Source organism: Providencia sp. PROV175, from assembly GCF_032707045.1.
Classification (GTDB): domain Bacteria; phylum Pseudomonadota; class Gammaproteobacteria; order Enterobacterales; family Enterobacteriaceae; genus Providencia; species Providencia hangzhouensis.
Window position 1 is genome coordinate 442,863 of sequence record NZ_CP120533.1, and the last position, 15,239, is coordinate 458,101.

Here is a 15,239-nt window from a genome sequence, read left to right on the forward strand (position 1 = left end):
AGATTGTCTGATAGAAAGTAGAGCAATAGGCTATACGTGGGAGACTTATTCGAGAGAATAGGACTTACATGAAAGCACAAAAGTTTTTGTGATTTTCGTGTCCCCTTCGTCTAGAGGCCTAGGACACCGCCCTTTCACGGCGGTAACAGGGGTTCGAATCCCCTAGGGGACGCCAATTGCGCCGATATCGAGTGAAAGACGATGTCCCCAATAATGATTAAGCCAATTATATTGTAGTTGGTTTAACAATTATGCTCTTTAACAATCTGGAACAAGCTGAAAATTGAAAACAACGCACATTGTTTATCGCTTAAACAATGTGAGAGTCTCTCAAAAATCTCAACTTGAATAGTGTACTTTAAACTATCGAGTCGACGAGCGACATGAGTTCAAGGCAGCCCGCGCACAGCAAGCGCTGCGTACTTAACGTACGTGAGCATTGCGCGCACGGACTAACGTCGAAATCATGAAGCACAGTCACTCGTTGTAAGAAGACACCTTCGGGTTGTGAGGTTAAGCGACTAAGCGTACACGGTGGATGCCTAGGCAATCAGAGGCGATGAAGGACGTGCTAATCTGCGATAAGCGTCGGTAAGGTGATATGAACCGTTACAACCGACGATTTCCGAATGGGGAAACCCAGTGCAATTCGTTGCACTATCGTTTGATGAATACATAGTCAAACGAAGCGAACCGGGGGAACTGAAACATCTCAGTACCCCGAGGAAAAGAAATCAACCGAGATTCCCCTAGTAGCGGCGAGCGAACGGGGAGCAGCCCAGAGTCTTAATCAGCATTAGCATCAGGAGAACGGTCTGGAAAGTCCGGCAGTAAAGGGTGATAGCCCCGTATCCGAAGGTGTTAGTGTTGTGAACTCGACGAGTAGGGCGGGACACGTGTTATCCTGTCTGAATATGGGGGGACCATCCTCCAAGGCTAAATACTCCTGATTGACCGATAGTGAACCAGTACCGTGAGGGAAAGGCGAAAAGAACCCCGGCGAGGGGAGTGAAATAGAACCTGAAACCGTGTACGTACAAGCAGTGGGAGCCTTGATTTATCAGGGTGACTGCGTACCTTTTGTATAATGGGTCAGCGACTTATATTCTGTAGCAAGGTTAACCGAATAGGGGAGCCGTAGGGAAACCGAGTCTTAACTGGGCGAATGAGTTGCAGGGTATAGACCCGAAACCCGGTGATCTAGCCATGGGCAGGTTGAAGGTTGGGTAACACTAACTGGAGGACCGAACCGACTAATGTTGAAAAATTAGCGGATGACTTGTGGCTGGGGGTGAAAGGCCAATCAAACCGGGAGATAGCTGGTTCTCCCCGAAAGCTATTTAGGTAGCGCCTCGTGAACTCATCTTCGGGGGTAGAGCACTGTTTCGACTAGGGGGTCATCCCGACTTACCAACTCGATGCAAACTACGAATACCGAAGAATGTTATCACGGGAGACACACGGCGGGTGCTAACGTTCGTCGTGAAGAGGGAAACAACCCAGACCGCCAGCTAAGGTCCCAAAGTCATAGTTAAGTGGGAAACGAAGTGGGAAGGCTCAGACAGCCAGGATGTTGGCTTAGAAGCAGCCATCATTTAAAGAAAGCGTAATAGCTCACTGGTCGAGTCGGCCTGCGCGGAAGATGTAACGGGGCTAAACTATGCACCGAAGCTGCGGCAGCGAACGTATCACTTAAACTGATTAAGTGATACTCAAATGTATCAAAACGATTGACGGAGCGAAGCGACGTCAATGCGTCCAACAAAGTCGAGGGGAAACGTCAGGCAGTCAGTTTAAGGATACGTTCGTTGGGTAGGGGAGCGTTCTGTAAGCCTGTGAAGGTGTGCTGTGAGGCATGCTGGAGGTATCAGAAGTGCGAATGCTGACATAAGTAACGATAATGCGGGTGAAAAACCCGCACGCCGGAAGACCAAGGGTTCCTGTCCAACGTTAATCGGGGCAGGGTGAGTCGACCCCTAAGGCGAGGCAGAAATGCGTAGTCGATGGGAAACGGGTTAATATTCCCGTACTGGTGATAATTGCGATGGGGGGACGGAGAAGGCTAGGCTATCCGGGCGACGGTTGTCCCGGTTTAAGGATGTAGGCAGGTGAATTAGGCAAATCCGGTTCACTACATGCTGAGGTTCCGATGAGAGTCACTACGGTGATGAAGTAGCTCATGCCCCGCTTCCAGGAAAAGCCTCTAAGCTCTAGATTATCATTAATCGTACCCCAAACCGACACAGGTGGTCAGGTAGAGAATACTCAGGCGCTTGAGAGAACTCGGGTGAAGGAACTAGGCAAAATGGTGCCGTAACTTCGGGAGAAGGCACGCTGGCATTAGGTGAAGTGTTTACCATGGAGCTGAAGCCAGTCGCAGATACCAGCTGGCTGCAACTGTTTATTAAAAACACAGCACTGTGCAAACACGAAAGTGGACGTATACGGTGTGACGCCTGCCCGGTGCTGGAAGGTTAATTGATGGGGTTATCCGTAAGGAGAAGCTCTTGATCGAAGCCCCAGTAAACGGCGGCCGTAACTATAACGGTCCTAAGGTAGCGAAATTCCTTGTCGGGTAAGTTCCGACCTGCACGAATGGCGTAATGATGGCCAGGCTGTCTCCACCCGAGACTCAGTGAAATTGAACTCGCTGTGAAGATGCAGTGTACCCGCGGCAAGACGGAAAGACCCCGTGAACCTTTACTATAGCTTGACACTGAACATTGAGCCTTGATGTGTAGGATAGGTGGGAGGCTTTGAAGTGTGGACGCCAGTCTGCATGGAGCCAACCTTGAAATACCACCCTTTAATGTTTGATGTTCTAACGTTGCCCCATTATCGGGGTGCGGACAGTGTCTGGTGGGTAGTTTGACTGGGGCGGTCTCCTCCCAAAGAGTAACGGAGGAGCACGAAGGTTGGCTAAGCATGGTCGGACATCATGCGGTTAGTGCAAAGGCATAAGCCAGCTTGACTGCGAGAGTGACGGCTCGAGCAGGTACGAAAGTAGGTCTTAGTGATCCGGTGGTTCTGAATGGAAGGGCCATCGCTCAACGGATAAAAGGTACTCCGGGGATAACAGGCTGATACCGCCCAAGAGTTCATATCGACGGCGGTGTTTGGCACCTCGATGTCGGCTCATCACATCCTGGGGCTGAAGTAGGTCCCAAGGGTACGGCTGTTCGCCGTTTAAAGTGGTACGCGAGCTGGGTTTAGAACGTCGTGAGACAGTTCGGTCCCTATCTGCCGTGGGCGTTGGAAGATTGAAAGGGGCTGCTCCTAGTACGAGAGGACCGGAGTGGACGCACCACTGGTGTTCGGGTTGTCATGCCAATGGCATTGCCCGGTAGCTAAGTGCGGAAGAGATAACCGCTGAAAGCATCTAAGCGGGAAACTTGCCTTGAGATGAGTCTTCCCTGACTCTTTAAGGTCCTAAAGGAACGTTTAAGACTAAGACGTTGATAGGTTGGGTGTGTAAGCGTAGCGATACGTTGAGCTAACCAATACTAATGAACCGTGAGGCTTAACCTGACAACACCGAAGGTGTTTTAGAGAGATGGAGTTGTTTTCGAGAAGTGAGAAGCCGGAAGGTGAAGGACACAGCAGCTTGTTCAAGATTGAAGTTTAGGTTTAGCAAATACCGAAAGTGTGTTGAGCTAAACGTGAACAAACAGAATTTGTCTGGCGGCAATAGCGCGGTGGTCCCACCTGACCCCATGCCGAACTCAGCAGTGAAACGCCGTAGCGCCGATGGTAGTGTGGGGTCTCCCCATGTGAGAGTAGGGAACTGCCAGACATTAAATTAGTGAGAAAGCCACCCATTGGGTGGCTTTTTTGCGTTTGGAGAAAAAAAGAAAAACAGTGGGTGTTGAGATTAGGAGGGGGGCCTAAGCTTTAGTTCCTCAGTTCCTTAATGCTTTACTCCCTAATTTTAATTCCTTTTTTATCGCTTACTTTCTCATTAGACGATGTATTACACGTCTCTTCATCTTTTTTAGCTACTCTTGGGGCTCCCCTCTATCTATCACCATCATTAATGAGAGTGTGTGATGCAAAGTAGTGAGTAACAGCTCACAGATTATTTAGGGTAGCGGAATTTTAATAAAATCAAATAAATATTGTGGGTTGGGTGTTTCCCCATCACGGTAATGAATGACATCGCTTGAGCCAAAGTAGTAAGTAACAACTCACTTGTTGAAGGGGATGGTGGCTGCTAGTGATGGTGAGATGGCAGGAGTTAGGAGAAGTAATGGAGGGGGAGCGGTTGTATTGGTGCGCTGAATGGATATTGTGAATGCAAAGTAGTGAGTAACAGCTCACAGATTGTTTAGGGTAGCGGAATTTTAAGAATATCACGAGAGTACTGTGGATTGGATGTTTGCCCATCACGGTGATGAATGATACCGCTTGAGTCAAAGTAGTAAGTAACAACTCACTTGTTGTTTTGCGGAAAAGATAACTTTAAAAATATCAAATGAGTACTGTGGATTAGGTGTTTGCCCATCACGATGATGAATGACACCACTTGAGTCAAAGTAGTAAGTAACAACTCACTTGTTGAAGGGGATGGTGGCTGTTGGTGAAGGTGGGGTGGCAGGAGTTAGGAGAAGCAATGGGGGATAAGCGGTTGTATTGGTGTGACGAATAGATATTCTAAATGCAAAGTAGTGCGTAACAACTTCGGTTTAATATTTTAATTGAATTCAAATCGTCATCATAATTTGGAAGCCAGTATAGCAGCTAGAATAAGAGCCCAATCAAATAACAGTATCTTAGATATTATTCACAGAATAATTACTAATAGCTTATGGCAAATAAAAGTAGTAATCACTAATACAATATATTGAAGATAAGAAGGTTAATAGCTGTATATAATTATTAGAAATAAACTATAAGTTACAGTGCTTGAAATTATTTCATTTAACCTTGAAAGGCTCGACAAGACGGATAACATTAGTTAGATTATTTAGCATTCTAGAAGTCTAAACGTATAAACAGATAAAAGGGGGGATGAATGATGCCTATTCGTTTACCAGATGAACTACCGGCAGTTAATTTCTTGAGAGAAGAAAATGTTTTTGTTATGACAACAACAAGAGCAAGTCATCAAGAGATCCGTCCCTTGAAAGTATTAATACTCAATTTGATGCCGAAAAAGATAGAAACTGAAAACCAGTTTCTGCGTTTGCTGTCGAACACACCATTACAGGTTGATATTCAACTATTACGAATTGACCAGCGAGAATCAAAGAATACCCCAACGGAGCACTTAAATACCTTTTATTGTGATTTTGAAGATATACAGGATCAAAACTTTGATGGCTTAATTGTAACGGGAGCTCCGTTAGGTCTGGTTGAGTTTAATGACGTATTATACTGGCAACAAATAGAAAGGGTGATAGCTTGGGCGAAACAACATGTGACATCAACCCTTTTCGTTTGTTGGGCTGTACAAGCGGCTTTAAAGGTATTGTATGACTTACCAAAATGGACTAGAGAAGAAAAATTATCAGGTATTTATCAGCATGATACGTTAGAGCCGTACGCTTTATTAACTAGAGGGTTTGATGGCTCATTTTATGCGCCTCACTCTCGATACGCTGATTTTCCTGAAGATCTTATCCGACAGCATACTGACCTAGAGATTTTAGCAAGTTCACAGGAGGCTGGTGCTTATTTGTTTGGGTCAAAAGACAAACGCTTAGCATTTGTGACAGGCCATCCTGAATATGATGGAGATACTCTTGCACAAGAATATTGGCGTGATCTAGATGCTGGTATTTCTCCTCAGATCCCATGCAATTATTTCAAAAATGATGATCCCAACAACCCTCCGCTCGTGAGTTGGCGTAGTCATGGGCACTTGTTGTTCTCAAATTGGTTGAATTATTATGTGTACCAGATCACACCTTTTGATCTTACGAATATGGAACCAACGTTAGATTAAAAAAAGAAATATAAATTTAAGAATTGCAATAAAATAAGTTTTTTTACTGGTTCCACCAGTTTAAATCAAGCTTATATAGTAGAAAGTGGAGCCACAGTTAGTCTGAAAGCAGCTATTTATTAGCTGCTTTTTTTGTTTTCAAAGAAAAATTTTAAAAATACAGTTTTCTATAATTAGTTGATTTAACGACTATTTAACATTTTTGACTAGTTAAAGGAATGGTTAATCAATTTATAAATTTATTTAAAATTCATTATTATCAATAAGATATTTGACTTTTTAATTAAAATGGAAATCGTTTTTGATTTATATCTATTTTGATCTTATGCTTATTTCATAGTCAACGATGAATGAGGGTTTGGTCGATGGAGCAGCAATTATCTATATCGGAATTAACATTCACAAAGAATATTGAACAGTTTGAAAGACAAGTATTACATATTGATTCTATTGCATTTCTTTCTAAACTAGTTGAAGAGTTTCTTCCTCGCCGAGAAAAATTATTAAAAGATAGAGAGGTCAGACAGCAAAAGATAGATGCTGGTTCTTTACCTAACTTTATTTCAGAATTTGATTCCATAAAAAAATCAGATTGGAAAATTCAAAGTATCCCTGAAGATTTACAAGATCGCCGTGTCGAAATTACGGGTCCGGTTGAACGTAAAATGGTTATTAATGCCTTAAATGCCAATGTAAAAGTATTTATGGCAGATTTTGAAGATTCCCTTTCACCTTCATGGGAAAAATTGATCGATGGCCAAATCAATTTAAGGGATGCGATCCGCGGTGATATTTCTTATACCAATGAAAATGGAAAGGTTTACCAATTAAAATCAAATCCAGCAGTTTTGATTGCTCGTGTTCGTGGTCTTCATTTAGATGAAAAACATGTTTTATCAGGAAGTAAGCCTATTCCTGGAGGCCTGTTTGATTTCGCTATTTACTTTTTTAATAACTATCAAGCGTTATTAGAAAAAGGGAGTGGTCCTTACTTTTATATCCCAAAACTTGAGTCTTGTCAGGAAGCAAAATGGTGGAGCGATGTTTTTAGTCTGGCTGAAGACTCCGTGGGTATACCTCGGGGCACGATCAAAGCAACTGTACTGATCGAAACATTACCTGCTGTATTCCAAATGGATGAAATCTTATATCACATGCGTCACCACATTGTGGGGCTGAATTGTGGGCGTTGGGACTACATATTTAGTTATATCAAAACATTGAAAGAGCATGCTGACCGAGTATTGCCAGACCGCCAAGTTGTCACAATGACACAATCATTTTTAAGTGCCTATTCGCGCTTATTAATTAAAACGTGCCACCGTCGTGGAGCATTTGCGATGGGGGGAATGTCTGCTTTTATACCGAGCAAGGACCCCCAAGAAAATGAAACTATTCTAGCGAAAGTAAAAGCAGACAAAGAACTAGAAGCGAGAAATGGGCACGATGGCTCTTGGGTTGCACATCCGGGTTTAGCGGATACCGTTATGAATGTGTTTGATCAAGCACTTGGTCGGCACCAAAACCAGCTACATGTATCTCGTGATTTCGATGAAGAAATTACGGCTGACCAGCTATTAGAGCCTTGTGAGGGCGAACGAACCGAGGCGGGGATGCGGGCTAACATTCGTGTTGCAGTGCAATATATTGAATCATGGATTTCAGGGAATGGCTGTGTACCTATCTATGGTTTGATGGAAGATGCTGCGACAGCAGAAATTTCACGTACTTCAATTTGGCAATGGATCCGCCACGGTAAAACATTGTCTACCGGTGAAAAAGTCACTAAGGCATTATTTGAAGAAATGCTGGATGAAGAGTTACAGGTTATCCAAAAAGAACTTGGTGATAAGCGCTTTCAAAGCGGCCGCTTTCGTGAGGCTGCGGAATTAATGCGACGCATTACAACGCAGGATGAACTTATAGAATTCCTAACTATCCCCGGATACCAATTATTAGATTAAGCATAGTAAATAGAAAATTCGATAAACCCTACATATTCTTATAAAGGAAGTGGATCATGACTACATCGCGCTTAGAACAAATTGCCCAATTAGAAAGTGAATGGAAAAAACCACGTTGGAAAGGTATTACTCGCCCATATACTGCGGAAGAAGTAGTGAAATTACGTGGTTCTGTGAATATCGAACACTCTTTAGCACGCAAAGGTGCAGAACGCTTTTGGGAGCAATTACATGGTGGTTCAAAGAAAGGTTATGTAAATGCACTGGGAGCTTTAACCGGTGGGCAAGCGTTACAACAAGCGAAAGCAGGTATTGAAGCTATTTATTTGTCAGGTTGGCAGGTAGCCGCGGATGCAAATACTTCATCAAGTATGTATCCAGACCAATCACTTTACCCTGTCGATTCAGTACCATCGGTAGTTAAGAAAATTAATAATACATTCCGTCGGGCAGACCAAATTCAATGGGCGAATGGTATTGGCCCTGACAACAAAGAGTATATTGATTATTTTTTACCTATTATCGCGGATGCGGAAGCTGGGTTTGGTGGCGTATTAAATGCCTTCGAACTTATGAAAAATATGATAGAGGCAGGGGCTGCGGCTGTCCATTTTGAAGATCAATTAGCCGCGGTTAAGAAGTGTGGTCATATGGGTGGGAAAGTCCTTGTACCTACTCAAGAAGCGATTCAGAAGCTGGTTGCTGCTCGTTTAGCGGCGGATGTTTCAGGTGTACCAACTATTTTGGTTGCTAGAACAGATGCCGATGCAGCCGATCTTCTAACATCTGACTGCGATGCTTATGATGCGGCTTTTGTTACTGGAGAACGCACCTCTGAAGGTTTTTTCCGTACCAAAGCAGGAATTGAGCAAGCAATTAGTCGTGGGTTAGCTTATGCACCTTACGCAGACCTTGTTTGGTGTGAAACGTCAAAACCTGACCTTGAAGCGGCAAGACAGTTTGCTGAAGCTATTCATGCTAAATTCCCTGGTAAATTATTAGCTTACAACTGTTCTCCATCATTTAATTGGAAAAAGAATTTAGATGACAGCACGATCGCACGATTCCAAGATGAGCTTTCAGCAATGGGGTACCGCTTCCAATTCATTACGTTAGCAGGTATTCACAGTATGTGGTTCAACATGTTTGACTTAGCTCATTCCTATGCACAAGGTGAAGGCATGAAGCATTATGTTGAAAAAGTCCAAGAGTGTGAGTTTGCTGCAATTAATAAAGGTTATACCTTCTCTTCGCATCAACAGGAGGTAGGAACAGGCTATTTTGATAAAGTGACAACAGTTATTCAAGGGGGCACTTCATCAGTGACAGCATTAACTGGCTCGACTGAAGAAGAGCAATTCTAGTCAGATTATTTCCCTTTCAATCGGTGTTTCTGTTGGTTAGCTGTATCTGTTAATTTTTCAGGCACGTTTAGTGCCTGTTTTTTATTCAAAATAAGTCTGTATTCTTATAGGAGTGGTTATGATATTGACGACAGAACAGATTATAGCTCAGACCATTTTACAGGGTTTTGATGCTCAATATGGTCGTTTCCTTGAGATAACCTCAGGTGCACAAGAAAGGTTTGAGCAGGCAGATTGGCATGCAATTCAGCATGCGATGAAAAGAAGAATTCAGCTGTATGATCACCATGTTGGTTTAGTTGTCGCTCAGCTACAGTTTATGGGGCTAGTTCAATCTTTAACACCCGATAAACTGGCTCAAATAAAAAATGTTTATAAAACCTTATTACCAGATTACCCAAGGTTTGAAATAGCAGAAAGCTTCTTTAATTCAGTTTACTGCCGGTTATTTCAGCATCGGGAGCTTACACAAGATAACTTATTTATTTTTACATCCCAGCCTGCAAGGCGTTTTTCTATTTCTCCTAGGCCACTAGCTCGAGAATACTTTGTTAATAATAATTTAGAGGAGGTATTGTTCACAATATTAAGTGGGTTACCACTAAGGCTAAAGTGGCGTAATTTGGATTTAGATATTCATTGTATTATCAATGTATTGAAAACAAAATTTCCTGATATTGAAACCCAAAAAGTCAGTTTTCATATTGCAAATGAGTTATTTTACCGTAATAAGGCAGCTTGGCTAGTTGGTAAAATTTATATTAATGATGAGGTTCACCCATTCTTACTTCCTATTCACCATGATGATTGTCAGCGCATTTATATTGATGCGTGTTTAACTGAGTTTGATGAAGCCAGTATTGTATTTGGTTTTGCTCGGTCCTATTTTATGGTGTATGCCCCTTTTCCAGCAGCACTGGTTTTTTGGTTGAGGGAGATCTTACCCAGTAAGTCAATTGCTGAATTATATATGGCAATTGGTTGTCAAAAGCATGGAAAAACAGAGTATTACAGAGAATATCTCGCCTATATTAATTTTTCACGAGAGCAATTTACCGTTGCACCAGGTGTTAAAGGAATGGTGATGTTGGTCTTTACGTCCCCTTCTTTCGATCGTGTTTTTAAAATTATTAAGGATCAATTTGCGCCACAAAAGCAAGTAACACGAGAACGAGTTTTAGAATGCTATCGTTTGGTTAAAGAGCACGATAGAGTTGGCCGTATGGCTGACACCCAAGAGTTTGAAAATTTTGTGATTAGTAAGTTTTCCATCAGCGATGAGTTAATGGTGGAATTATTGAAAGAGGTTCCATCTCAAATTGAAGATTTAGGCGATAACATATTGATTCGTCATTTGTACATGGAAAGAAAGATGATCCCATTGAATATTTATATGGATAATGCCACTGACGCGCAATTACATAATGCATTAAATGAATATGGCTGGGCGATTAAACAGTTAGCGGCTGCGAATATTTTCCCCGGAGATATGTTGTTTAAAAATTTTGGAGTAACGCGGCATGGCCGTGTTGTTTTTTATGATTATGATGAAATTTGTTATATGACAGAGGTGAATTTTCGTAAAATTCCTGAACCATTATACCCTGAGCAAGAATTATCTAGTGAGCCATGGTATAGCATTGGTGAGCAAGATGTTTTCCCTGAAGAGTTTGCTTCTTTTATTTGCCAAAATGAGAAAATTCGTCATTACTTGCAACAATATCATGCAGATTTATTTTCCGCAGATTATTGGCAAAAGTTACAAAATAGAATTTTGGCGGGGCACGTAGAAGATGTTTATGCCTATCGTGAGGAATTACGTTTTTGCCATAAATTCAGTGAGGTTGCATAAGTATAATACGCAACTAATGGGAATAGTCGCGTATTAATTAAAGGCAATTAAAAACGACTCAGCAAGCATTGAGTCGTTTTTCGGGAATGCTATTTTTTTGCGCCTTGTACAGCTTCTTGAGCAAGTTGGGTAATTTTTTCATAATTGCCTGAATTCAAAGCCTCTTCAGGCACTAACCAAGAGCCACCAATACACAGAACACTATCTAATTCTAAATAGTTAAGGTAATTATCTAGCGATATTCCACCGGTTGGGCAAAATTTGACTTGTGAGAAAGGGCCCGCAATGGCTTTTAACGCTTTAACCCCACCATTGGCTTCCGCTGGGAAAAATTTGAACTCTTTCAGGCCATATTGCATACCAAGCATAAGTTCAGAAACAGTTGAAATTCCAGGGATTAAAGGAATATCTCCTTTGGTTGCTGCATTGAGTAATTCATCTGTCAAACCGGGACTAATTGCGAATTGTGCTCCAGCTTTAGTAACTTCAGCGAGTTGTTTTGCATTAATAACAGTACCTGCGCCAATAATAGCCTCAGGTACTTCTTTTGCAATGAGGCGAATAGCATCGATAGCACACTCCGTACGTAAAGTGACTTCTAACACTCTAATGCCACCTTTGACTAATGCTTTTGCAAGAGGAACCGCTTGTTCTAATTTTTTGATAACAATAACAGGGACGACAGGGCCTTGTTTTAATATGCTTTCAGCGGTCATTTTCCAATTATTCATTTTCTATTCCTATTCAATGAAAATAGATTAAAAATCAATACTACAAGCACCTTCTTCGGCACCTGATAAATGTCTTCTTAATGCACCGAAAAGCTCCCTTCCACAACCACTACGCTCAGCAGTTAAATCAGCCTCGAAGGGTTGGCGTTTATTGAGTTCTTCTTCATCAACTAGTAATTGTAATTCTCCAGTCAATGCATTTACTCTAATGATATCGCCATTTTTTACTTTTGCTAACAACCCACCATTATAAGCTTCAGGGGTGACATGAATTGCAGATGGTACTTTACCGGATGCTCCGGATAAGCGGCCATCAGTAACTAACGCGACTTTGTAGCCTTTATCCATAAGTACACCAAGAGGAGGCATGAGTTTATGAAGTTCAGGCATGCCATTCGCGGATGGCCCTTGGAAGCGGACAACAATAATACAATCTTTATTAAGCTCACCTGCTTCAAAGTGTGATGCAATCTCATTTTGGTTGTTAAATACGACTGCTGGAGCTTCAATAACTTGATTTTCTTCAGGAACCGCGGATGTTTTCATCACGGCACGCCCTAAGTTACCAGAAAGTAATTTTGTGCCCCCATGAGGTGAGAATGGGTGTTCTATTTCAGCGATAACATCAGGATTAAACGAGGATTTAGGGCCTTCTCGCCATTCAAGTTGGCCATTATTTAGCCAAGGTTCCATGGTGTAACGCTCTAGTCCGAATCCTGCTACGGTATGGACATCGTTATATAATAAACCTTTTTGTAATAGCTGGTGGATAAGCAAAGCTACGCCACCTGCGGCTTGGAATTGGTTGATATCCGCTTGGCCATTAGGATAGATACGGCAAATAAGTGGAACAATAGCTGAAATATCGGAAAAATCATCCCAATTGATAATGATCCCTGCGGCTCTTGCTATAGCAACAAGATGCATGGTTAAGTTAGTTGAGCCTCCCGTCGCGAGCAATGCGACGATACCGTTGACAATAACTTTTTCGTTAACCAGTTGACCGATAGGTAAGTACTGGCCCGATTGTTCAGTTAAACGCGTAATTTGTCGTGCGGCAGCTTCTGTTAATGCATCCCGTAGTGGAGAGTCAGGTGGTACAAATGACGCACCGGGTAGATGTAACCCCATGACCTCCATCATCATTTGATTCGAGTTGGCAGTACCGTAAAAAGTACAGGTGCCGATCCCATGGTAAGAGGCGGCTTCGGCTTCTAATAAAGCGAGTCGATCAACTTTGCCTTCAGCATACAGCTGGCGAATACGAACCTTTTCTTTATTTGGTAAGCCTGTTGCCATTGGACCTGCTGGGACAAATATTGCAGGAAGGTGACCAAATGAAAGTGCGCCAAGCATTAAGCCTGGAACAATTTTGTCGCAAATACCTAAATAGAGCGCACCATCAAACATATTATGGGATAGGCCAATGGCAGTTGACATGGCAATGACATCTCGACTTAGCATCGATAGTTCCATCCCATCTTGCCCTTGGGTTACGCCATCACACATTGCTGGGACACCCGCAGCGACTTGGCCAATTGAGCCAGCTTCTAATAATGCTTTTTTGAGTTGTTCAGGGTACTTGTCGTAGGGACGATGAGCAGAAAGCATATCATTGTAGGAATTGATGATTGCAATATCAGAGCGAGTCATGCTTTTAAGAATTTGTTTTTCTTCGCTTTGGCATGCTGCAAAGCCATGGGCAAGGTTACCGCAAGCGAGTGATGCTCGATGGACGGTCATACAACGAGCCTGCTCTATTTTTTTGAGGTAAGCAGCTCGAGTCTTCACTGAACGAGAGATGATACGTTGAGTGATGCGATCAAGTTCTTTATTGATCACCGAAGGATTTGTCTCTTTAGAGGTGGTCACGCTCATGATAATTGCTCCATAGTGCAGTAAAAAGATGAATCAAACTGCAAGTCAATTTGGGTTGTGCCTATTGTTATTTACTCTAGTACTATAGCATCAATGTTACCGGTAACATTGTTCAATGAAAGCGGAGGAGTTGCAATATAGAAAATGAACATTCGAAGCTATCTGTGATCTGAATCAAATTTATATTATGGTGTGGACAGGGTAGGAAATAGACAAATAAGCATGCTATAGTGGCTTAGTTGATGATTTTATCATCAAAATTCAATTAGATGATTGTCGAAGGTTAGGTTGTATTCATGAGAAGAGCGGCAGGATGTTAAGGCTAGTTATAGCTGCATTTATATTGTTATTGGCAAATTTTGTTAGGGCTGAGGTTATCTTAGCTTCGGGGTCATATAAAATTTTAACTGAAGTTTTTAATGAACAAACGGCAATGCAGTTACAGAATGCGTCACAAGCAGAAAAAATTGATGTATTGACCCGATATTTTTTAACTACACCTTACAATAAACAAACTTTGAATATGAGTCCGCTATCACCTGAAGAATTGGTGATTAATTTGAAAGAGATGGACTGTATGACATTCATAGAGTACATCGAGGCTTTTAAGCGTTCTAACAATTACGAGCAGTTTGTTTCAAATTTAATCAATATTCGTTATATCAACCAAAATATTACATTTAAACATCGGCGGCATTTTTTCTCTGATTGGGTGCAAGAACCTGAGGCAATTGTGGTAGATATTACTAGCGAAATAAGCCCACACTTTATTCGGGTAAATAAACAACTTAATTTGAAAAATTATAACCAGCGATATATATCAGGTTTGCCTGTTAAAAGTAGACTAATAAACTATATTCCAGTTAAATATGTGGATGATGATTTAGCATTAAGATTAAAGTCAGGGGATTACATTGGTGTTTATTCAAAGGATGATGGATTAGATGTAAGTCATGTGGGGGTTGTAATACGTAAAGATAATAAAACAATATTTAGAAATGCTTCTTCACTACGTAGAAATCTTCAGGTTATTGATATCGAACTGAACGATTACTTAAAAGGGAAGGCCGGGATTGTTGTTTTTAGGCCGAAATCAGATTATTAGCCTGACTATAGAGAATATTATAATAATAAGATAAATTATTAATCTGTTTTTTGATATAAAAAAGGGAAAACACAATTTTTGCGTATGTAAAAATTTAACATATAGAGTGAAAATTATTTAATAATAAAAAATAGATAATTATTTTGATTAGTTACTAATTATTTCTAGTAACATTTAAAATGTAAAAGTATATTAAATTATCGATTTGATCAAAAAAAACATATAGAAATGTAATTTAATTATAAAAATAAAAAAACTTTTATAAAGCAATGGATTACTTTACATATATTATTTTCCTCATTTTTTTTGTATATAAAAATGATGTTTGTCTATCAATCTTGTTATCTTTGATTGCTCATAACTATTTTAAATAGTTATGATTAATTTTATAATGAATAATA

At 41.2% G+C, this 15,239-nt stretch carries 7 protein-coding genes, 1 tRNA gene and 2 rRNA genes; 8 read left to right on the forward strand and 2 right to left on the reverse strand.

Going from position 1 to position 15,239, the window contains the following annotated elements; all coding sequences use genetic code 11:
• Positions 1 to 99 precede the first annotated feature (99 nt).
• The 7 genes from P3L44_RS01960 to aceK all read left to right on the forward strand — a co-directional run bounded on the left by P3L44_RS01960 (position 100) and on the right by aceK (position 11,124).
• A tRNA-Glu gene (locus P3L44_RS01960) sits at positions 100 to 175 on the forward strand.
• Positions 176 to 511: 336 nt separating this feature from the next.
• A 23S ribosomal RNA gene (locus P3L44_RS01965) occupies positions 512 to 3,528 on the forward strand.
• A 149-nt stretch (positions 3,529 to 3,677) separates the two neighbouring features.
• Positions 3,678 to 3,793 (forward strand): 5S ribosomal RNA (gene rrf, locus P3L44_RS01970).
• Positions 3,794 to 5,014: 1,221 nt separating this feature from the next.
• Positions 5,015 to 5,944 (forward strand): homoserine O-succinyltransferase MetA, encoded by a 930-nt coding sequence (gene metA, locus P3L44_RS01975; protein ID WP_110592635.1) that lies wholly within the window; start codon positions 5,015 to 5,017, stop codon positions 5,942 to 5,944.
• Between the two features lie 365 nt (positions 5,945 to 6,309).
• The gene (aceB, locus tag P3L44_RS01980; protein WP_140172879.1) at positions 6,310 to 7,908 is read left to right on the forward strand and encodes a malate synthase A; all 1,599 of its coding nucleotides are present in this window, start codon (positions 6,310 to 6,312) and stop codon (positions 7,906 to 7,908) included.
• A gap of 56 nt (positions 7,909 to 7,964) precedes the next feature.
• Positions 7,965 to 9,272, forward strand: a complete 1,308-nt coding sequence (gene aceA / locus P3L44_RS01985; protein WP_140172881.1) for an isocitrate lyase — start codon at positions 7,965 to 7,967, stop codon at positions 9,270 to 9,272.
• A 118-nt stretch (positions 9,273 to 9,390) separates the two neighbouring features.
• Positions 9,391 to 11,124, forward strand: coding sequence for a bifunctional isocitrate dehydrogenase kinase/phosphatase (gene aceK, locus P3L44_RS01990; protein WP_140172883.1), 1,734 nt, complete (start codon positions 9,391 to 9,393; stop codon positions 11,122 to 11,124).
• Positions 11,125 to 11,213: 89 nt separating this feature from the next.
• On the opposite strand, the gene P3L44_RS01995 is transcribed toward aceK, so the two are convergent.
• Both P3L44_RS01995 and edd read right to left on the reverse strand, forming a co-directional pair.
• On the reverse strand, positions 11,214 to 11,855 hold the full coding sequence (locus P3L44_RS01995; protein ID WP_140172885.1) for a bifunctional 4-hydroxy-2-oxoglutarate aldolase/2-dehydro-3-deoxy-phosphogluconate aldolase: 642 nt from the start codon (positions 11,853 to 11,855) through the stop codon (positions 11,214 to 11,216).
• 27 nt (positions 11,856 to 11,882) lie between these two features.
• Positions 11,883 to 13,733 (reverse strand): phosphogluconate dehydratase, encoded by a 1,851-nt coding sequence (gene edd / locus P3L44_RS02000; protein ID WP_272662010.1) that lies wholly within the window; start codon positions 13,731 to 13,733, stop codon positions 11,883 to 11,885.
• A 313-nt stretch (positions 13,734 to 14,046) separates the two neighbouring features.
• On the opposite strand from edd, the gene P3L44_RS02005 reads away from it, so the two are divergent.
• A complete protein-coding gene (locus tag P3L44_RS02005; RefSeq protein ID WP_140172887.1) occupies positions 14,047 to 14,838 on the forward strand; it encodes an N-acetylmuramoyl-L-alanine amidase-like domain-containing protein in 792 nt (263 codons plus the stop codon).
• Positions 14,839 to 15,239: the final 401 nt, after the last annotated feature.